This is a genomic window from Streptococcus parasanguinis CC87K, from assembly GCF_000507765.1.
Taxonomy (GTDB): Bacteria; Bacillota; Bacilli; order Lactobacillales; family Streptococcaceae; genus Streptococcus; species Streptococcus parasanguinis_J.
The window spans coordinates 852,240-869,304 of the sequence record NZ_KI669401.1; the positions used below are offsets into that span (position 1 = coordinate 852,240).

17 protein-coding genes and 1 other annotated feature are annotated in these 17,065 nt (G+C 43.3%); of the genes, 2 read left to right on the forward strand and 15 right to left on the reverse strand.

From position 1 onward, the window contains the following. Positions 1-142 precede the first annotated feature (142 nt). From HMPREF1195_RS04175 to HMPREF1195_RS04215, 9 genes are all read right to left on the reverse strand, one after another. Positions 143-1,288: an FtsX-like permease family protein gene (locus HMPREF1195_RS04175; protein ID WP_023918597.1), complete on the reverse strand. Its 1,146-nt coding sequence runs from the start codon at positions 1,286-1,288 to the stop codon at positions 143-145. A gap of 3 nt (positions 1,289-1,291) precedes the next feature. Further along, the gene (locus HMPREF1195_RS04180; protein WP_023918599.1) at positions 1,292-1,972 is read right to left on the reverse strand and encodes an ABC transporter ATP-binding protein; all 681 of its coding nucleotides are present in this window, start codon (positions 1,970-1,972) and stop codon (positions 1,292-1,294) included. Further along, on the reverse strand, positions 1,969-2,544 hold the full coding sequence (locus HMPREF1195_RS04185) for a TetR/AcrR family transcriptional regulator (protein WP_023918600.1): 576 nt from the start codon (positions 2,542-2,544) through the stop codon (positions 1,969-1,971). The genes HMPREF1195_RS04180 and HMPREF1195_RS04185 overlap by 4 nt, the downstream gene beginning before the upstream one ends. A gap of 149 nt (positions 2,545-2,693) precedes the next feature. Next, positions 2,694-3,617 carry an aldo/keto reductase gene (locus HMPREF1195_RS04190; protein ID WP_023918602.1) on the reverse strand — a complete coding sequence of 308 codons (924 nt, stop codon included), beginning with the start codon at positions 3,615-3,617 and terminating at the stop codon, positions 2,694-2,696. Between the two features lie 97 nt (positions 3,618-3,714). Continuing rightward, entirely contained in the window at positions 3,715-4,929 is a 1,215-nt protein-coding gene (locus tag HMPREF1195_RS04195; protein ID WP_023918604.1) for an ABC transporter permease, read from the reverse strand. Then, positions 4,926-5,819 carry an ABC transporter ATP-binding protein gene (locus tag HMPREF1195_RS04200; protein ID WP_023918606.1) on the reverse strand — a complete coding sequence of 298 codons (894 nt, stop codon included), beginning with the start codon at positions 5,817-5,819 and terminating at the stop codon, positions 4,926-4,928. Before HMPREF1195_RS04200 ends, HMPREF1195_RS04195 begins: the two co-directional genes overlap by 4 nt. An 11-nt stretch (positions 5,820-5,830) precedes the next feature. Continuing rightward, the gene (locus HMPREF1195_RS04205) at positions 5,831-6,628 is read right to left on the reverse strand and encodes a DUF3169 family protein (RefSeq protein ID WP_023918608.1); all 798 of its coding nucleotides are present in this window, start codon (positions 6,626-6,628) and stop codon (positions 5,831-5,833) included. A gap of 2 nt (positions 6,629-6,630) precedes the next feature. Further along, on the reverse strand, positions 6,631-6,840 hold the full coding sequence (locus HMPREF1195_RS04210) for a helix-turn-helix transcriptional regulator (RefSeq protein WP_023918610.1): 210 nt from the start codon (positions 6,838-6,840) through the stop codon (positions 6,631-6,633). Positions 6,841-6,852: 12 nt separating this feature from the next. Further along, positions 6,853-7,161 carry a hypothetical protein gene (locus tag HMPREF1195_RS04215; RefSeq protein ID WP_023918612.1) on the reverse strand — a complete coding sequence of 103 codons (309 nt, stop codon included), beginning with the start codon at positions 7,159-7,161 and terminating at the stop codon, positions 6,853-6,855. A gap of 236 nt (positions 7,162-7,397) precedes the next feature. On the opposite strand from HMPREF1195_RS04215, the gene HMPREF1195_RS04220 reads away from it, so the two are divergent. Then, complete coding sequence (locus HMPREF1195_RS04220) at positions 7,398-7,868, forward strand: GNAT family N-acetyltransferase (protein WP_023918614.1); 471 nt, start codon at positions 7,398-7,400, stop codon at positions 7,866-7,868. Between the two features lie 56 nt (positions 7,869-7,924). Here HMPREF1195_RS04220 and pheT read toward each other — a convergent pair whose 3' ends face one another. The 5 genes from pheT to trpX all read right to left on the reverse strand — a co-directional run bounded on the left by pheT (position 7,925) and on the right by trpX (position 13,911). Beyond that, the gene (pheT, locus tag HMPREF1195_RS04225; protein ID WP_023918616.1) at positions 7,925-10,330 is read right to left on the reverse strand and encodes a phenylalanine--tRNA ligase subunit beta; all 2,406 of its coding nucleotides are present in this window, start codon (positions 10,328-10,330) and stop codon (positions 7,925-7,927) included. 157 nt (positions 10,331-10,487) lie between these two features. Then, complete coding sequence (locus HMPREF1195_RS04230; RefSeq protein WP_023918617.1) at positions 10,488-11,003, reverse strand: GNAT family N-acetyltransferase; 516 nt, start codon at positions 11,001-11,003, stop codon at positions 10,488-10,490. Between the two features lie 2 nt (positions 11,004-11,005). Then, the gene (pheS, locus tag HMPREF1195_RS04235) at positions 11,006-12,052 is read right to left on the reverse strand and encodes a phenylalanine--tRNA ligase subunit alpha (RefSeq protein WP_023918619.1); all 1,047 of its coding nucleotides are present in this window, start codon (positions 12,050-12,052) and stop codon (positions 11,006-11,008) included. A 314-nt stretch (positions 12,053-12,366) separates the two neighbouring features. Then, entirely contained in the window at positions 12,367-12,786 is a 420-nt protein-coding gene (locus HMPREF1195_RS04240) for a ParB-like protein (protein ID WP_023918620.1), read from the reverse strand. Between the two features lie 123 nt (positions 12,787-12,909). Next, entirely contained in the window at positions 12,910-13,911 is a 1,002-nt protein-coding gene (gene trpX / locus HMPREF1195_RS04245; RefSeq protein WP_023918621.1) for a tryptophan ABC transporter substrate-binding protein, read from the reverse strand. Positions 13,912-14,043: 132 nt separating this feature from the next. After that, positions 14,044-14,275 (reverse strand) — a binding site (T-box leader). A 161-nt stretch (positions 14,276-14,436) separates the two neighbouring features. Here trpX and HMPREF1195_RS04250 point away from each other — a divergent pair. Continuing rightward, a complete protein-coding gene (locus HMPREF1195_RS04250; protein WP_023918622.1) occupies positions 14,437-16,098 on the forward strand; it encodes an Rqc2 family fibronectin-binding protein in 1,662 nt (553 codons plus the stop codon). Between the two features lie 192 nt (positions 16,099-16,290). Here HMPREF1195_RS04250 and budA read toward each other — a convergent pair whose 3' ends face one another. Next, positions 16,291-17,007, reverse strand: coding sequence for an acetolactate decarboxylase (budA, locus tag HMPREF1195_RS04255; protein WP_023918623.1), 717 nt, complete (start codon positions 17,005-17,007; stop codon positions 16,291-16,293). Positions 17,008-17,065 lie beyond the last annotated feature (58 nt).

A 17,065-nucleotide genomic window follows, 5' to 3' on the forward strand; every position in this document is an offset into this window, starting at 1 on the left:
GATTGTCGAGCAAGACGCAGTGGCTGAGTGGGCTCTACTACGCTGATTTCATCAGCTTTTACAGCCCTACTCAACTGTGCGGAGGTGGTACGACGAAATCGAATTCTAACGAATTACCAATTTCTGTCCCACTCTCTTCTATTTATTCTGCTAAGAGCACTTCTTTGATGGTTTGCTTTTGAAGTTTTCTGTTGGATAGATAAAAGAGGCTTTCATAGACCAAAGCAAAACCGATCAAAGTCCAAAAGCACACATTCCCATCAAAGTGATGCTCAATCTTTTCAGGAACCGTATCTTTGATCACACCGATCAAAATTTCCATGATGCCATATTGGTAAACCGTCCCAAGAACAAATCCTAGATAAGCCCAAAAACGATAGGGAGCGAGAATATGACTTTGGCATTCACGATCGGTGTAGCCAAAAGCCTTCATAAGAGCCAAGGTTTCGCGACTTTCAGAGACAACAATCCCCAATGACAAAAAGAGTATCGAGAAAGAAAGGATCAAGCCAATCATAATCATCATGGTTTGGATGATGTCATCTGTGTAGTCCCTGAGGCCAAAGGACAATTGAACCATGGCCGCAAAACACATAGAGCCAAAGACTACAAAAAACAGGATAGATTTTCTCCCCCAAATCAGTGATGAGGACAGCTCTTTTAAGAAGCCTTTCTCTTTCTTAGAAGCCCTTTTTCTCCTTTTGACCTTGATTGGACTTGGGGATTTTTTCAATAAGCGAAGGGCCGGCGTTTGTAGTTGTCTTCTAGCATAGCCAATCGCAAGGACCATAAAGAAAGTCGTTGGCAGCATCACCAAAGCGACCAAGAGCTGCCAATGAAAATGAATGGTAATGTCTGGCAGAATCCCCTTCTCATTGCGAAAGTCATAAAAATGACCCATCATAAGAAAAGAAGCGAAATAGCCAAGAAGTGCTCCAACTCCAAAACTGAGTCCAAAAGCCCAAAATCGTTTCGCCAACTGGCCATTGCTATAGCCCAAAGCCTTTAAAATTCCTAATTGTTCCTTGTGGTCATCGACAAATTGTTTGATATAAAAACACATGAGAAGGATCGATGTCAAGGACAAGACAACCCCGCTGACCATGGCCACCATCCAGGAAAGCGAAACCTGGGCATCATAGTAGGTCTGAATCATCGGATTGGATTTCGAAATCTCCAACTGCTCGATATCTAGGTAAAAATTCAAGAAGAGATTGGCCACAAAGACCGCACAAGCCCCAATGATACTGACGACAACTAATTTTTGAATATCTTTTACTGAAAACATGTCTTACCATCCAATCTCATAGGCAGTCTGAGGCTGATCGTTGGTCACAACTTGGGTAATCTTGCCACTATTGACACGAATGATGGTTCTGGCCATATCCGCAATATTTTGGTTGTGCGTCACCATAATGAGGGTAAAGCCTAGCTTTTCCTTTAACTTCCAGATATAGTCGAGAATCTTGCGCCCTGTTTCTTCATCTAGGGCCCCCGTCGGCTCATCTAAGAAGAGAATCTCTGGCTTTTTGGCCAAGGCACGAGCAATGGAGACTCTCTGCTGTTCCCCACCAGACAATTCACTCGGATACTTGTCCAGCTTTTCGCCAAGCCCCAAATCTTCGATGATCTGCAAAAAATCATGATTATCTGCCAGGTCAGCTCCCATCTTTACATTTTGTCTGACCGTTAGATTCGGCAATAGATAATACTGCTGAAAAATAAAGGCAATCTTCTCCCGTCTAAAGGCTGTCAATTGAGCATCCGTGAGTTGAGACAAATCCTGTCCTTGAATGAGAATATGCCCCTCATCTACCTTTTCTAATCCGGATAACACGTTTAAGAGGGTTGACTTTCCTGATCCAGAAGGTCCCAGGATCACCACATCATCCTGGTCTTGAATCTGCAAATCAATCCCTTTTAAAACCTTGGTTTGGCCGTAACTTTTGTGAACATTTTCTAGTTGAATCATTTCTTTCCTACCATTTCTTTGATGAGAGATTGACAAACTTCTGTCAATAAACCAATCACTTCTTCCATGCTGAACTGATAAATGCCAGAAGCAACCATAGAGGCCATCCCGTGTGAGTAGATAAATAGATGCTGGTACAAGCGACTAGCTTCCTCTACAGTCAAAGGATAGTCTGCAACAATCGAATCCAGAACCAATTGGTAACTATGATCCTTCATGGGAAGAAAATCTTGAAAGCGACGAATCGGATCTTTGCTAGGATTTTGGAAAAGCAATTGAAAAAGTTGGGGCTCTTTTGAGGCGAAAAGGATATAAGCAACCCCGACAGATCGGAAAGGCTTTTCATCTTCTAAGGCCTTGCGAATATACTCCACCACGACCATTTCCGCAGCACCAATAACTTCTGCTTGTAACTCAGCCATATTAGCAAATTGCCCAAAAATGACTCTTGGTGTAGCTCCCAGTTTCTCCGCTAATGCTCTAGCCGTCAAACTAGCCATGCCCTCTTCTCTCACCAATTGTAAAGCTGTCCCAATGATAGCTTCTTTACTAAATTTAACCTTGGGTGGCATAAGACTCCTTTCACGCAACAGTCGTTGCGCAACATTTGTTACCTAAAAGAATACCATAACAAAATAAGACTTGTCAAGAAAAATTCGTAAAGTATAAAGCAAAAGACCAGCCCACTGATATAAGTGAGGACTGGTCTACTAATAAGATTCTAAGGCAAATCATTACCTGCAGCCAAGTAGATTTGGTACCATTCCTTGCGGGTTAAGGTCACTGCTGCTGCTTTCCCTGCTTCAAGGACATGCTGGGGTTTGGTCGTTCCGATGACAGCCTGCATCTTACCCGGATAGCGAAGGGCCCAAGCAAGGGCGATAGCTGTCGGAGTGACCTGGTATTTTTTCGCCAAGTCATTGAGGACGTGATTAAGGGCCGCAAACTCTTCCTTGCCCACAAAATTCCCTTTGAAATAGCCATGCTGGAGGACAGACCAGGCTTGAATCACCGTATCGGTTAAGCGACAATACTCAAAGACACTGCCATCTCGCACGGCTGCTTTTGGTCCTTCCATATTGACATGAAAACCAGCTTCAAAGCTTGGTGTAAAGGCGGCACTCAACTGCAACTGGTTGACCTTGAGTGGCTGTTTGACAGCCGTCTTAAGCAATTCCATCATCATAGGATTTTGATTGGACACCCCAAAATGACGAACCTTGCCCGCTTGCTCCAAGTGATCAAAAGCTGCTGCCACTTCTTCAGGCTCCATGAGGGCATCCGGTCGATGAAGGAGAAGACTATCTAAGCGCTCGATCTGCAGACGCTCGAGAATGCCATCAACTGAGTCCAAAATATAGTCCTTCGAAAAGTCGAAATAAGTAAAGCCGTCTTTGCGAATCCCACACTTGGACTGGATCCACATCTGGTCCCGAAGATCCGGACGTCGCTTGAGAACCCTACCCAGCAGGACCTCACACTGGCCGTCTCCATAGATATCCGCTAAGTCAAAAGTGTTGATCCCAATCGATAAAGCTGCCTCTACCAAGCCCTCCACCTCGTCTTCACTCATCTGACTGATCCGCATCATCCCAAGGACAATCGTGGACAGACGCTCATTTTCAGCAAACTCAATATAGTTCATGTCCGCCTCCTTTTCTGTAGTTCTATTGTATTGAAAAGGCTTGCAAAAGTCAATTTGAAATCAAAAAGCCCTCAGCGATAACTGAGAGCTTATCTAATTAGCGATAGCTAAGAGCACGTTTGATGGTCTTCCATGGTCCGAGGTCATCGGTCTGAAGGATCAGGCTCGCATAGATACGGGCAATGAGCACTGTTCCCACAATGGTAAAGAGAACTGCAATTCCCAATGAACCCCAAGCTTCAAGACCAGTCGCGTAGCCATTGATGGTACGGAATGGCATGAAGAAGGTTGAGATAAAAGGAATGTAGGAACCGATCTTTAATAAGAAGACATCACCGGCACTTCCCAAGGTGGTTACCCCAAGGAAGCTAAAGATAACTAACATCATCAGTGGCGAAATCGCTTTTCCTGAATCTTCAGGTCGTGCAACTGTGGAACCTAAGAAGGCAGAGAGCACCACATACATAAAGATCCCAAGGATAATGAAGAAGACGGTATTAAGCGAGATCGCTTCTGCTAGGTGTTGGGTAATTGGAGAGTTTGGAGCGAGAATATCCTTGACAACTGGGATATCTGCTCTAAAAATCCAAACAGCTACTAACCCAACGACATAGACAAAAATATGGGTAAAAATCACTCCGAAGAGTCCGAGCATGCGTGCGAAGAAATAGTCGGTTGCTTTGATACTAGAGAAGACCACTTCCATGATCTTGGTTCCCTTTTCACTGGCCACTTCTTGGGCTGTGATACTAGAGTAGAAGATCAAAATCATATAAAGCAGCATTCCCAGACCACCTGCAACCATGGTTTGCACCATTTTCAAGCCTTCTTTTTTCTCGTCAATTTTTTCTTTGAGAGAAACCTGTTGAGACAAGGCTGTCAGCTGCTCTTTGCTTAGATTGGCACGCGCTAGATTGATCCCTTGTTGGACCTGGCTTAATTTCGCAGTGACAAGGCTTTTCAATTCCATTTTCATGGCTTGATCACCCACATAAGTGGCTTCTAGCTGGCCATCTTTTTCATCGACCGTTAGGTAAGCAGCTGCTTTCTCATCCTTGATAGCTTTTTTAGCTGCAGCTTCATCCTTGTAGTCCAAGGTCAAGCCATCAGTTCCTTTGAGACTTTCTTTGACAGCTGGAACTTCTGTCACCAAGGCCACCTGGTTTTTGGCATCTGTAGAAGAACCTGTCAGATAACCGATTCCAATGCTCAATCCTAAAAAGAGGAAGGGACCGAAGACCATGAAGAGGAAACTCCATGATTTCACTTGTCTGATATAGGTTTCTTTCATTACGACAAACATCTGTTTCATACTTCTACTCCTGATTCAAGTTTAAAAATCTCATCAATAGTTGGGGCTTGGTGGTCAAAGGTTGCTAGGTAGCGACCCTTGGTCAAGCGGTCAAATAATTCTGGACCAGCTGACGCATCATCCAAGATCAACTTCCAAGTACCTTGCTTGGTCATGCTGACCTTGGTCACGTGTGGCAGAGCTTCTAGCTCTTCTTTGCTAAAGTCGTTAGAAACAAAGAGACGAGTCTTGCCATAGCTATTACGGACCTCTTGGACTGGCCCTGAAAGGACAACCGAACCATCACGGATCATTAGGATATCATCACACAACTCTTCGACATTGGTCATGACGTGGTCAGAAAAGATAATGGTTGCCCCACGCTCTTTTTCTTCAAAAATGACCTGCTTGAGCACTTCTGTATTGACCGGATCCAAGCCGCTAAAGGGTTCATCTAAAATGATCAATTTAGGCTCATGGATCAAGGTGATGATCAATTGAACCTTCTGTTGGTTCCCTTTTGAGAGACTCTTTATTTTATCGGTCAATTTTCCTTTTACTTGGAGTTTTTCCATCCAGGTCGGTAATTTTTCCTTGACCTCAGCAGTGCTCATTCCTTTTAAGGCAGCCAAATAGCGGACCTGCTCAAAAATCGTGAGTTTTGGCATAAGACTACGTTCTTCTGGCAAATAGCCAATTTCCTTGTAGGTTTCTTGGGTGATCGCTTTGCCACCTAGGCGAATCTCGCCACTGTAGTCCAAAAAGCGCAAGATACTGTGGAAAATAGTTGTTTTCCCGGCACCATTTTTCCCAACTAAGCCAAGGATATGCCCTTGTTGAGCTGTCAGATCTACTCCGAAGAGAACCTGCTTATTCCCAAAGCTTTTTTCTAAATTTCTAATTTCTAACATAGATGACTCCTCTACTCTTTATAATAACGTTTGGTAATCTTGTATTGTGAGACCAAGATATAGACATAAATCAGTGATACCACTACTAATGCTAACAAGATATCTGTATGGAAAGCAATGCCAACTAAGAATATCGCAATTAAGGAAATCGGTAAGATATAATTGCTTAACTTAATGATAATTTCATAGTTTTCCTCGTAGCTAATCTGCTTTTCTGCTTCATCCATCATACTCATCATAAATTCACGCACTTCCTTGGCATTGGCATTGCGGGGAATCGGTTTTCCATAAATCAGATGGAAGGTCTTGCGAAAGAAGATATCCGATAGGAAAAATAGGGCAATCAAGACAAGAAAGAGATAGAGCATGGTAAAGTCTCCAAAGATAAAAGCCATGTCCCCAGCGCCAGGTCTATCTAAGTAAACCAATTGACTATAAAAAATGACGAATAAAAAGTAGGGCAAGATCATGATGCCTTTAAAAATGGTCGCTAAGCCATATAGTTTTTTCTTCTGGATGTCATAGTGATAGGCTTCATCATCGTCTTCTATTTGGAGCATTTTTTGATGGACTTTTCTCGCGCACATCAGTAAGGTTATCGTGAGTATAAATGCGACTAAGAATAAAACTGCTGAGCCCAAAAGAAGTACTTCTTTACTAAAGAAGGATTGGATTTCTAGGGGCTTTTCGGATCCAAACATTCCTGTCAAAAAACTGATAACTCCTCCTATCAAGCCGGAAACTGTAATGATCCCTACATTTCTCCAAAAACGAAAACGGGCTGACCTTTCTTTATACTTCTTTTTCATTGTTATTCCTCTTCCTCTACTAGACTAAAAACATTTTCCACCGGTTCCTTGAATATCTGGGCGATGGTGATGGCAATGATAACCGAAGGGGTGTATTCACCCCGCTCCAAGAGACTGATAGACTGGCGCGAGACTCCAGCTAGCTTGGCTAGCTCGGATTGGTTGAGCCCATCACGCGCCCTCAGCTCTTTCAATCGATTTTTTAAGATCATGGCTTTCGCCTCCTATAGCTGAACATCTTGAATATCTTCGATGCGAACTAATTTTGTCTCGCTTTGTTGTTTATTATTCACACGAGTCAGTTTGACCCAATCTTCATCGATATCCATAATTTCATATTTGGTTCCAAAACCATTTACTGTGACAGTGACCGTTTGGCCTTTCAATTCTTCTAAAAGTCTAGACATGTCTTGATTTCCTTTCACTTGTTTTTCTAATCGTCTAATGCGTTTGCTCAACCTTTTTATCTTCTTTTCTGAGCTTGCATAAATGATAAGCAGAAAAGGGATAAATAGAATCCATATGGCTCCCATAAGAAACCCTCCCCTTCTTTCAACTAAAATTATTGTAACACTTCTTTTTCTTTTTGACAAGTATATTTGTCAAAAAAATAAAAATATTTGTCAAAAATAACAGGATGGTTGACATGGATATTTTGAGGTAAGAAATAAAAGGCCCGCATTTGCGCACCTTTTAACGATCCTTTTTCCATTGACAAGATTTAGAAAAAATTTTTATAATGAAGAAAATACTACTAAGGAGAATCTACATGACGATTCGTATAGCTCAACCAAATGATATTCCCCACTTGCTTGACCTCTTGGAACAGATTCTTTCCGTTCACCACCAAGCCCGTCCAGATATTTTCAAGGAAAGTGGCGGAAAATATAGTGAAGAAGAGTTAGAACAGTTAATGGCACAAGATCAGACACCAATTTTCGTCTATGAAAATGCGGATGGCCAGATCCTAGGACATCTCTTCGTCACTATTAAAGAAGTCTCTGACAATCCTGTACTTCATCCGATAAAAACCCTCTTCATCGAGGACTTGTGTGTCGATCAAGCAACGCGTGGACAAAAAATCGGCGATCAACTTTATCAGTTTGCCCTTCGTTATGCCAAGGAAATCGGATGCTACAACATGACACTTAATGTCTGGAATGACAATGAAAGAGCCCTTCGCTTCTATCAAAGACAGGGAATGAAGCCTCAAGAAACTGTCATGGAAACCATCTTATAAAACTGATTAAAAAACCGTTGATGAATCTCATCAACGGTTTTTCCTATACACATTTGTTACCGCACTTCTGCGTTTACTTTTTCTTCTAGTGAAGCTTGGATTTTTTCCATGTAGCGTGCGACTTCTTCGTCTGTCAAGCTATCTTCTGGATTTTGGAAGGTCAGGCTGTAGGCCATAGACTTCATGCCAAGTCCCAGTTTTTCACCTGAGAAGACGTCAAAGAGTTTGATAGCTGTCAAACGTTTCACACCTGCAGCTTGAATGGCATCGACTACCTCTTGGTGAGTCACTTCTGCTTTGAGGAGAAGGGCGATATCACGGCTCACAGCTGGGAATTTAGTGATTTCCACAAAGGCTGCGGCTGGTTGAAGAGCTGCTTCAATAGCAGATAAGTTCAATTCTGCCACATAGGTTTCTGGGATATCATAAGCCTTAGCTGTTACAGGATGGACTTGTCCCAAGACCCCAATCACTTGGTCACCCAGTGAGATCAAGGCTGTCCGACCTGGGTGGAGACTCTTGATTTCTTGTGTTGCTGTATAAGTCACATCAAGACCCAAGCGAGCAAAGAGGGCTTCAAGGATTCCTTTTGCATAGAAGAAGTCAACTGGAACAGCTACAGTTTGGAAGTCTTTTTCAGCGACAAGGCCAGTTAAAGCAAAGGCAAAGCTGTTGATTTCGTTTGGCAATTCTTCTTTTGGATTACCTGTCTGTTCAAAGACTTTCCCGATCTCGTAGAGGGCCAAATCTTTGTTTTTACGAGCGACGTTGTAAGCTACGGTATCTAAGATCCCTGAGATCATATTTTGACGGAGGACTGAACGATCCACAGTCATTGGCCACATGAGCTCTGTTAAGTTACTTGGCGCAGTTGTGAATTCCACGGCTTTTTCAGGAGTTGTCAAGGCGTAAGTAATGATTTCAGTCAAGCCTGCTCCTTCAGCAATGGTTCGAACTTGGCGACGCAATTTTTGAGTTGCTGTCAATTCACCTGCTGTCCCGTCATCTTTTGGAAGGGTTGCTGGTAATTTGTCATAACCGTAAATCCGAGCGATTTCTTCAAAGAGGTCCGCTTCAATGGTGATATCCCAACGGCGACGTGGAACGCTGACAGTAAATGCTTCAGCGTTTCCAGAAAGACCAAATCCAAGGCGACGGAAGACATCTTCGACATCCGCGTAGGAAAGCTCTGTCCCAAGAACACGGTTAACGTCTGCAAGGGTAGAAGAAACTTCCACATCAGAAGTATCGAGCTCACCCGCTGAAACGATTCCCTTACGAACAGTTGCACCTGCAAGCTCTGCAATCATGCTTGCTGCCGCATCAAGGGCTTCATTGACGGTTGCCACATTGATCCCTTTTTCAAAACGTGAAGATGATTCAGAACGAAGGTTAAGGCGACCGCTGGTCTTACGGATCGATTTGCCATTGAAGACAGCTGCTTCTAGGACAACACGAGTAGATTTTTCAGAGATTTCTGTAGCTTCTCCACCCATAACACCTGCAAGAGCTACTGGTTTGTCAGCTACTGTAACCACGAGGTCAGTTGTTTCCAACTCACGTTCTTCCCCATCCAAGGTTACCAATTTTTCACCAGCACGCGCTTCACGCACACGAATCACGCTTCCTTCAAAGGTATCCAAGTCAAAGGCATGCATCGGCTGACCAAAGTAAAGCAAGATATAGTTGGTCACGTCGACCACATTGTTGATCGGACGAATGCCTTCGTTCATGAGGAGGTTTTGCAGCCATTGTGGACTTGGTGCGATGGTTACATTGTCCAAGATACGAGCAGCATAGTAAGGGGCCTTATCTGTGTCAATGCTGACAGAAAGAGCGTCCGTTGCTACTTGGTCTGTTTCTGTTAAACTGAATTCTTTAAAGTTGACTGCCTTGTCATAGATGGCTGCCACTTCGTGCGCTACCCCACGCATAGAAAGAGCGTCTGCACGGTTTGGAGTGATGGAAAGTTCAATAATTTCATCATCCAAGTCGAGGTAAGAGAAGACTTCATCCCCAGGAACAGCATCTTGAGGCAAGATTTGAATCCCATCTGCAAATTCTTTCGGTACAACTGAGTCAGAAATTCCCAATTCACCAAGAGAACAGATCATTCCGAGAGATTCCAAACCACGGATTTTCCCTTTTTTGATCTTGTAGTTGTCCGCAATGCGAGCACCTGGAAGAGCCACCATAACCTTGATGCCTGCTCGCACATTTGGTGCTCCACAGACGATTTGACGGGCTTCTTCTTCACCCACATTGACTTGGCAGACATGCAAGTGTGTTTCTGGCACATCTTCACAAGACAAAATTTCTCCGACAACAATTTTTGAGAGACCAGCAGCAGGCGATTCCACACCTTCTACCTCGATCCCTGTGGTTGACATTTTTTCAGCCAACTCTTCTGATGGCACATTCACGTCCACCAATTCTTTTAACCATTTATAACTAACTAACATATGTAAGATACCAAGGGCTAAGCTGAAATCTAGATAGTTTTCCTAGATCTCCATCCACCCTCGTTTTGATCCTTTCATTTTGTGTTTTCCAGCTCGAGGCTAGCTTAGGTAGGTCCCATAACCTCCCCTTCTCTAGAATAGAAGTTTCTCGTTCCTTCTAGATCAATTTCTTTCTCAACAACCAGTCTGTATCCACGGTATCTCCTGTGATATACTGGTGTTCACTAAATCGTTCAAATCCAAAGCGATAGTAAAAATCTTGCGCCTTAAAGTTGCGTTCCCAGACGCCTAGCCAAGCCCACTCAAAGCCACGGCTCTTGGCTTGATCCAGCGCAAAGGTAAACATTTCCTTGCCAAAACCAGCCCCATGAAATTCCTTTTTGACATAGATCCGTTGGATCTCAAAGGACTTGTCCATCTCTACTGGCTCGGTCTGTGCTTGGTCCCAGTTGATCTTGAGAAAACCACAGATTTCTTGTTCTTCATTGAGGACAAAATAGGTTTCGGATTCTGGATCTAGCAGATCTTTCTCAATTTGCTCCAAAGAGAGCACTGTAGAGAAGTAATCTTCCAAATCTTTCTCAACAATGTAGGGACCAAAGGTATCCCGATAAGTTTCCACCTCTAGGTCACGTAAGGTCTGTGCCTGGTCGATTTTTACTCTAACTAACATGATTATTTAAACTGTTCTGAGAAGCGAACATCTCCTTGATAGAAGCCACGGATATCATTGATTCCGTAACGAAGCATAGCCACACGCTCTTGACCAAGTCCAAAGGCAAATCCTGAATAAACTGTTGGGTCAATACCACTCATCTCAAGGACGCGTGGGTGAACCATACCGGCTCCCATGATTTCAATCCAACCAGTTTTCTTACATACGTTACATCCAGCTCCACCACATTTGAAGCAAGAAACGTCCACCTCTACCGATGGCTCGGTAAATGGGAAGTAAGAAGGACGAAGACGGATTTGACGTTCTGCACCAAACATCTTTTGCACGATCAATTGTAGCGTTCCTTGAAGGTCTGCCATAGAAATGTTCTTCCCAACAACCAAACCTTCGATCTGATGGAACTGGTGGCTGTGGGTCGCATCATCTGTATCCCGACGGAAAACACGCCCTGGAGAGATCATCTTCAATGGTCCCTTGCTAAAGTCATGAGCATCCATCGCCCGCGCCTGTACAGGTGAGGTATGGGTCCGAAGTAAGATTTCTTCTGTGATATAGAAGGTATCCTGCATATCCCGCGCAGGGTGATCTTTAGGCAGATTCATGCGTTCAAAGTTGTAGTAGTCTTGCTCCACTTCGAAGCCGTCCACGACTTGGTAGCCCATCCCGATAAAGATATCTTCGATTTCTTCACTAGTTTGGGTCAAGATATGACGGTAACCACTAGCAACCGGACGACCGGGAAGGGTCACATCGATGCTTTCGCTAGCTAGTTTCGCTTGGACTTTCTTTTCTTCCAAGAGTTTGGTTGTTTCTTCAAAAGCAGCCGTCAAGACATCGCGAGCTTCATTAACGTGTTTCCCGATAACCGGACGCATTTCAGCAGAGACATCTTTCATCCCTTTGAGAATCTCAGTCAGAGATCCTTTTTTCCCAAGGACAGAGACCCGTAGTTCTTGCAATTCTTTTTCATTTTCAGCAGAAATCTGCTTCAAAGCTGCCAGCGTTTCTTCACGAAGCGCTTTTAATTGTTCTTCAATCGTTGACATATTTCCTCCATCATGGTCCCTCTACAGACATAGAAAAAACCACGCGCCAACACCCTCATTCGGAGCGTTGACACGCGGTACCATCCGTTTTTATCTGTAAACCAGACCTTAATTTCTAAATCCTTTACGCAAGTGAATTCACTCAGCTTTCATGCAAAGAGCTTTCAGTCACGGCCCTTCTCCCTGTCGCACTTCCCTTGAGATACTAGTCTTGCAGATTTCTATTCGATTACTATCTAGTTTAGCAGATTTTTTGTTAAAAAACAAGTTAGATGAGACTAATTTCAATAGACAAAGGAACAAGAGGCAGTACATTATCTATTTGCCTTGTCTGTTTCATCTGCTTGCCTTTTCAATAGAAGAGTGGTTGCTTGGTTAAAACCATCACACCAGTTATACCATTTTGCTTCATACTCATCTTGAGGTAAGATACGATGTTTTAAATCCAAAACAGAGGATATCTTTCTTTCCTCGCAAGCTTGCGCATAGAGATGATAGAGTTCATCACCACCGTCTCTATCAAACTCAACAGAAATCGTATCCCGACCTGCCAATAAAGCCTGATAAGCCCTGTGATGCCCGTCTGTAATCAAGAAGCGATTTCCAAATGCAAGAACACTAATTGGATCCACATTGATGATGTCTACCGACTGATCCAGCATCTGGATAGCTTGTAACTTCTTTTCTGATAAATATAGTTGGGTCGGATGAAGATCTGTTATCTTAACTTCCATATCTTTCTCCTCTACCATGAGTAACATAGTTGGTCATGAGCACTGGTAGACATTTTTAAAGGTCACGATTTAAAGACCTGCCAAAGCCAAATTCCCCTGCCATTCTTGTGATTCGTTTCCTTTTTATTTAATGACTTGTCCAGCATCTTTCAAGACAGATTCTGGAATAGTAATGCCCAATTCATCTGCGACTTTTTTATTGATGACAGATTTTCCTTGGCTAAAGATTTCAACAGGTGTATCCGCAGGTTTTTGACCTTTCAAGATCTTCGCAGCCATTTTACCAGTTGCTACTCCAAGATCATGTTGGTCGACAACGACTGAACCAAGACCACCAGCTTCTACCATAGCTGTCGCACTTGGGAAGATTGGTTTTTTAGCTGTTTTGTTAGCTTCGACAACAGTTGAGAAGGCTGAAGCGATGGTATTGTCGATTGGAACCCAGATGGCATCGACTTTGCCTGACATTACAGACACAGTGGAAGCAATTTCGTTTGTAGAAGGAACAGAATAAGGAACGACCTTGTAGCCTGATTTTTCAGCCAATTTTGTAAATTCTTCTACTTGAGATTTTGAGTTATCTTCACTGGTTGAGTACAGGATCCCAATTGTTTTCACGTTCGGAGTCAATTCTTTGATTAATTTCAACTGTTGCTCAGTTGGATTGTGGTCAGATACCCCAGTGATATTGCCACCTGGTTTTTTCAAATCTTTGACCAAGTTTGCGCCGACCGGATCAGTGACAGCTCCCATAACGATGGGTTTGTCTTTTGTTGCACTAGCCAATCCTTGAGCAGATGGAGTTGCAATTCCAATCAAGACTTGGTTATCCTTGTCTACCAATTGTTTACTCATGGTTGCAACTTTGTTTTGGTCGCCTTCAGCATTAAGGAAATCAATGTCCACTTTATCCTTATCATAACCTTCTTCAGCCAAACCATCTTGAATTCCCTTGTAGATCAAGTCAAGCGAAGGGTGGCTGACCAGCTGTAAGACCCCAACTTTAGCCTTTTCATTGCTGCTTGCTGCCTTGTTGTCTTTGCCTGCTGTAGCTGAATAGATCGCTGTCCCAATGACTGCTGCTGCAATCAAACCAATAATTCCCATTAAACGTTTATTTTTCATTTTTAATACCTCTTCTATTTTTCATTTTCTTCTTTTTTTCCATCATCTAAAGACTGCGACGCCATCGTTTCTTCATATCTTTTCTCCCTTCTCATCTAAAACAAAAAACACGCCCACACATAGCAAAAGCTATGTGAGGACGTGTCATCGCGGTGCCACCTCACTTATGGGAAAAGGATAGTCTCCCCCATATCTCTGTCTTGTCTAGCAACAAGTTGCACGATAAGGTGTGCCAACCGAATTTTTATTGTTTCAAATTCATCTCATCATTAGTCCAATTTCATAAACTGCCGCTACCCACTCTCAGCAACCGTGGGCTCTCTTGAAACTTTCATTTACTACTTTTCTAATTTCTTACATTTTAAAATTTTCTTTCAAAAATGTCAATACTTTTTCTGCATTTTTTTGAAAACGTTCGCATTTTCTCTTCATTTTCTATTGAACAGCTTCTAGCTTCTCTCTGGGATTTCCGCTCTAATTTTGATATAATTTACTAGAATAAACGCTAGAATGATGAGGAATCCCATGTCTTTTGATGGATTTTTTTTACACCATATGGTGCAAGAATTGAAGGCCGAACTCTTGAGTGGCCGCATTCAAAAAATTAACCAACCCTTCGAGCAAGAATTGGTGCTCCAAATCCGAGGCAATCGAAAAAACCAAAAACTCTTGCTCTCTGCCCATTCTGTCTTCGGACGGATCCAACGGACCCAGACCAACTTTGAAAATCCTGCCTTTCCCAATACCTTTATTATGGTCATGCGCAAATATCTTCAAGGCGCTGTCATTGAAGGGATTGAGCAAATGGAAAACGACCGGATTCTTGAAATCCGTGTCTCCAATAAAAACGAAATTGGAGATGCCATTTCTGTCAGCCTCATGATCGAAATCATGGGCAAGCACAGTAATATTATTCTCCTGGACCGCACCAGCAATAAAATCATCGAAGCCATTAAACATGTCGGCTTCTCACAAAATAGCTACCGGACCATTCTCCCTGGATCGACCTATGTAGCGCCTCCGAAAACAGACGCGGTTAATCCTTTTACAATTGGAGATGAAGCCCTTTTTGCCCTTCTTCACAAGGAAGAGTTAAGCCCAAAGAACCTTCAAAAATGTTTCCAAGGTTTGGGGCGAGATACGTCTCAAGAATTGGCCAAGCGACTTGAGACGGATGAAAAATTAAAAACCTTCCGTGCCTTTTTCCAAGCTCCAACTGAGCCTCGCCTAACGACCAAATCCTTCTCGGCTATCCCCTTTGCAGATGCGACCAATCAAACCTTTGAAACACTTTCCGATCTGCTGGATGACTATTACCGAGACAAGGCTGAGCGCGATCGGGTGCAACAACAGGCCAGTGAATTGATCCGCAAGGTCGAAAACGATCTTGAAAAGAACCGAAAAAAATTAGCCAAACAAGAAGCTGAGTTAGCGGCGACCGACAATGCGGAAGAATTCCGCCAAAAAGGAGAATTGCTGACAACCTTCCTCCATCAGGTACCAAACGACCAAGACCAGGTTGTTTTAGATAATTACTATACCAATGAACCGATCACCATCCAACTCAACAAGGCCCTGACTCCCAATCAAAATGCCCAACGCTACTTCAAACGCTACCAGAAGTTAAAAGAAGCCGTAAAACATTTGACCATCCTCATTCAAGAAACCAAGGAAACCATTTCTTATCTTGAAACGGTTGAAACAGCCCTTTCTCAAGCGAGCCTGGCTGAGGTGGCAGAGATTCGAGAAGAGCTAATCCAGACCGGCTTTATCAAACGGCGCAACCGTGAAAAAATTCATAAACGGAAAAAACCTGAGAAATACCTGGCGAGTGATGGAAAGACTATCATTTTAGTGGGTCGCAATAATCTGCAAAACGATGAACTGACCTTTAAAATCGCTAAAAAAGACGAGCTCTGGTTCCATGCCAAAGATATCCCAGGCAGCCACGTCGTCATTACCGGAAATCTCGATCCAACAGATGAAGTGAAAACCGACGCTGCAGAATTGGCCGCCTACTATTCCAAGGCCCGTCTCTCAAACCTGGTCCAAGTAGATATGATCGAAGCTAAGAAACTCAATAAACCAACTGGTGGAAAGCCCGGCTTTGTCACCTACACAGGCCAGAAGACTCTGCGGGTCACCCCAGAAGAAGAAAAAATCAAAGCCATGAAACTAACGGACTGATTTCAAAAATAAAAGAGAGTGGGACAGAAATCGGTAATTCGTTAGAATTCGATTTCGTCGTCCCACCTCCGCACAGTTGAGTAGGGCTGTAAAAGCTGATGAAATCAGCGTAGTAGAGCCCACTCAACCACTGCGTCTTGCTCGACAATCCAAAAATAATTGAGAGGCTAGGACTTTTGTCCCAGCCTCTTTTTATTCTGCTTTATTGATGTCTTCTTTGACCTCATCAACATTGAATTTGGCAAAGAGGTACTGACGGTCTTGAACTGGGAAACGTTGATCCAGCTGATCGATGGCTCCCACCTCTACAATCCCTTCTGTGATGACAAAATCCATGACATGGCCACCAAAGGTGTGGTCATCTGAAATAAAGTGCAAATGATAACCAGCCACGCTCACGCCATGGAAAATTTCTGGTGTCCAAAAACCGACGATGGTTCCAGTGACATTTTCCCGTGTATACTCTGGCTGATGGGTTGCAACCTCTGCAAACTTCATCTCTGGTGTTGATTTTGGAATCATACGGACATGCATCTTGGCAAAGTCACCACGAATCTTAATGGAGCGGAAAAGATTTTCCCCATCGTAATAAGATTCAATACGGGCTTCCAATTCCTCGTCCGTCATTTCAAAGCGTTGGCGGAAAATGACTTCTGCTTGGTGAGGGACGACTGCTGCATAGGGAACCTTGGCATCCGGAGAAACTTCGACTATTTCAGGATGGTCCCCTGATCCCTTGGCCTGATATGCCTTACCATCTAATACGATCAACTCTCCATCAATAGAATCAAGCGTCCCAACTCCTAGATCTCCGTATTCCAAGAGTTCTCCAATCGTAAATGAACCCCCGTACAGACCCGCCATTAGGGCACCTAAGGTATTGTATTGAAAAAGTTTCACTGGTTCCATGTTTTTCTCTCCTCATTCTATCTTCTACCAGTATACCACAAACTATTCCGAATCTTCA

Excerpts from the sequence above, each read along its gene's own strand:
- HMPREF1195_RS04205 (WP_023918608.1), bottom strand. The coding sequence starts at position 6,628 with ATGAAAAAGAAGTATAAAGAAAGGTCAGCCCGTTTTCGTTTTTGGAGA.
- HMPREF1195_RS04220 (WP_023918614.1), top strand. The coding sequence starts at position 7,398 with ATGACGATTCGTATAGCTCAACCAAATGATATTCCCCACTTGCTTGAC.
- HMPREF1195_RS04190 (WP_023918602.1), bottom strand. The coding sequence starts at position 3,617 with ATGAACTATATTGAGTTTGCTGAAAATGAGCGTCTGTCCACGATTGTC.
- HMPREF1195_RS04185 (WP_023918600.1), bottom strand. The coding sequence starts at position 2,544 with ATGCCACCCAAGGTTAAATTTAGTAAAGAAGCTATCATTGGGACAGCT.
- HMPREF1195_RS04210 (WP_023918610.1), bottom strand. The coding sequence starts at position 6,840 with ATGATCTTAAAAAATCGATTGAAAGAGCTGAGGGCGCGTGATGGGCTC.
- HMPREF1195_RS04195 (WP_023918604.1), bottom strand. The coding sequence starts at position 4,929 with ATGAAACAGATGTTTGTCGTAATGAAAGAAACCTATATCAGACAAGTG.
- HMPREF1195_RS04180 (WP_023918599.1), bottom strand. The coding sequence starts at position 1,972 with ATGATTCAACTAGAAAATGTTCACAAAAGTTACGGCCAAACCAAGGTT.
- pheT (WP_023918616.1), bottom strand. The coding sequence starts at position 10,330 with ATGTTAGTTAGTTATAAATGGTTAAAAGAATTGGTGGACGTGAATGTG.
- HMPREF1195_RS04240 (WP_023918620.1), bottom strand. The coding sequence starts at position 12,786 with ATGGAAGTTAAGATAACAGATCTTCATCCGACCCAACTATATTTATCA.
- pheS (WP_023918619.1), bottom strand. The coding sequence starts at position 12,052 with ATGTCAACGATTGAAGAACAATTAAAAGCGCTTCGTGAAGAAACGCTG.
- HMPREF1195_RS04200 (WP_023918606.1), bottom strand. The coding sequence starts at position 5,819 with ATGTTAGAAATTAGAAATTTAGAAAAAAGCTTTGGGAATAAGCAGGTT.
- HMPREF1195_RS04230 (WP_023918617.1), bottom strand. The coding sequence starts at position 11,003 with ATGTTAGTTAGAGTAAAAATCGACCAGGCACAGACCTTACGTGACCTA.
- trpX (WP_023918621.1), bottom strand. The coding sequence starts at position 13,911 with ATGAAAAATAAACGTTTAATGGGAATTATTGGTTTGATTGCAGCAGCA.
- HMPREF1195_RS04175 (WP_023918597.1), bottom strand. The coding sequence starts at position 1,288 with ATGTTTTCAGTAAAAGATATTCAAAAATTAGTTGTCGTCAGTATCATT.
- HMPREF1195_RS04250 (WP_023918622.1), top strand. The coding sequence starts at position 14,437 with ATGTCTTTTGATGGATTTTTTTTACACCATATGGTGCAAGAATTGAAG.
- HMPREF1195_RS04215 (WP_023918612.1), bottom strand. The coding sequence starts at position 7,161 with ATGGGAGCCATATGGATTCTATTTATCCCTTTTCTGCTTATCATTTAT.
- budA (WP_023918623.1), bottom strand. The coding sequence starts at position 17,007 with ATGGAACCAGTGAAACTTTTTCAATACAATACCTTAGGTGCCCTAATG.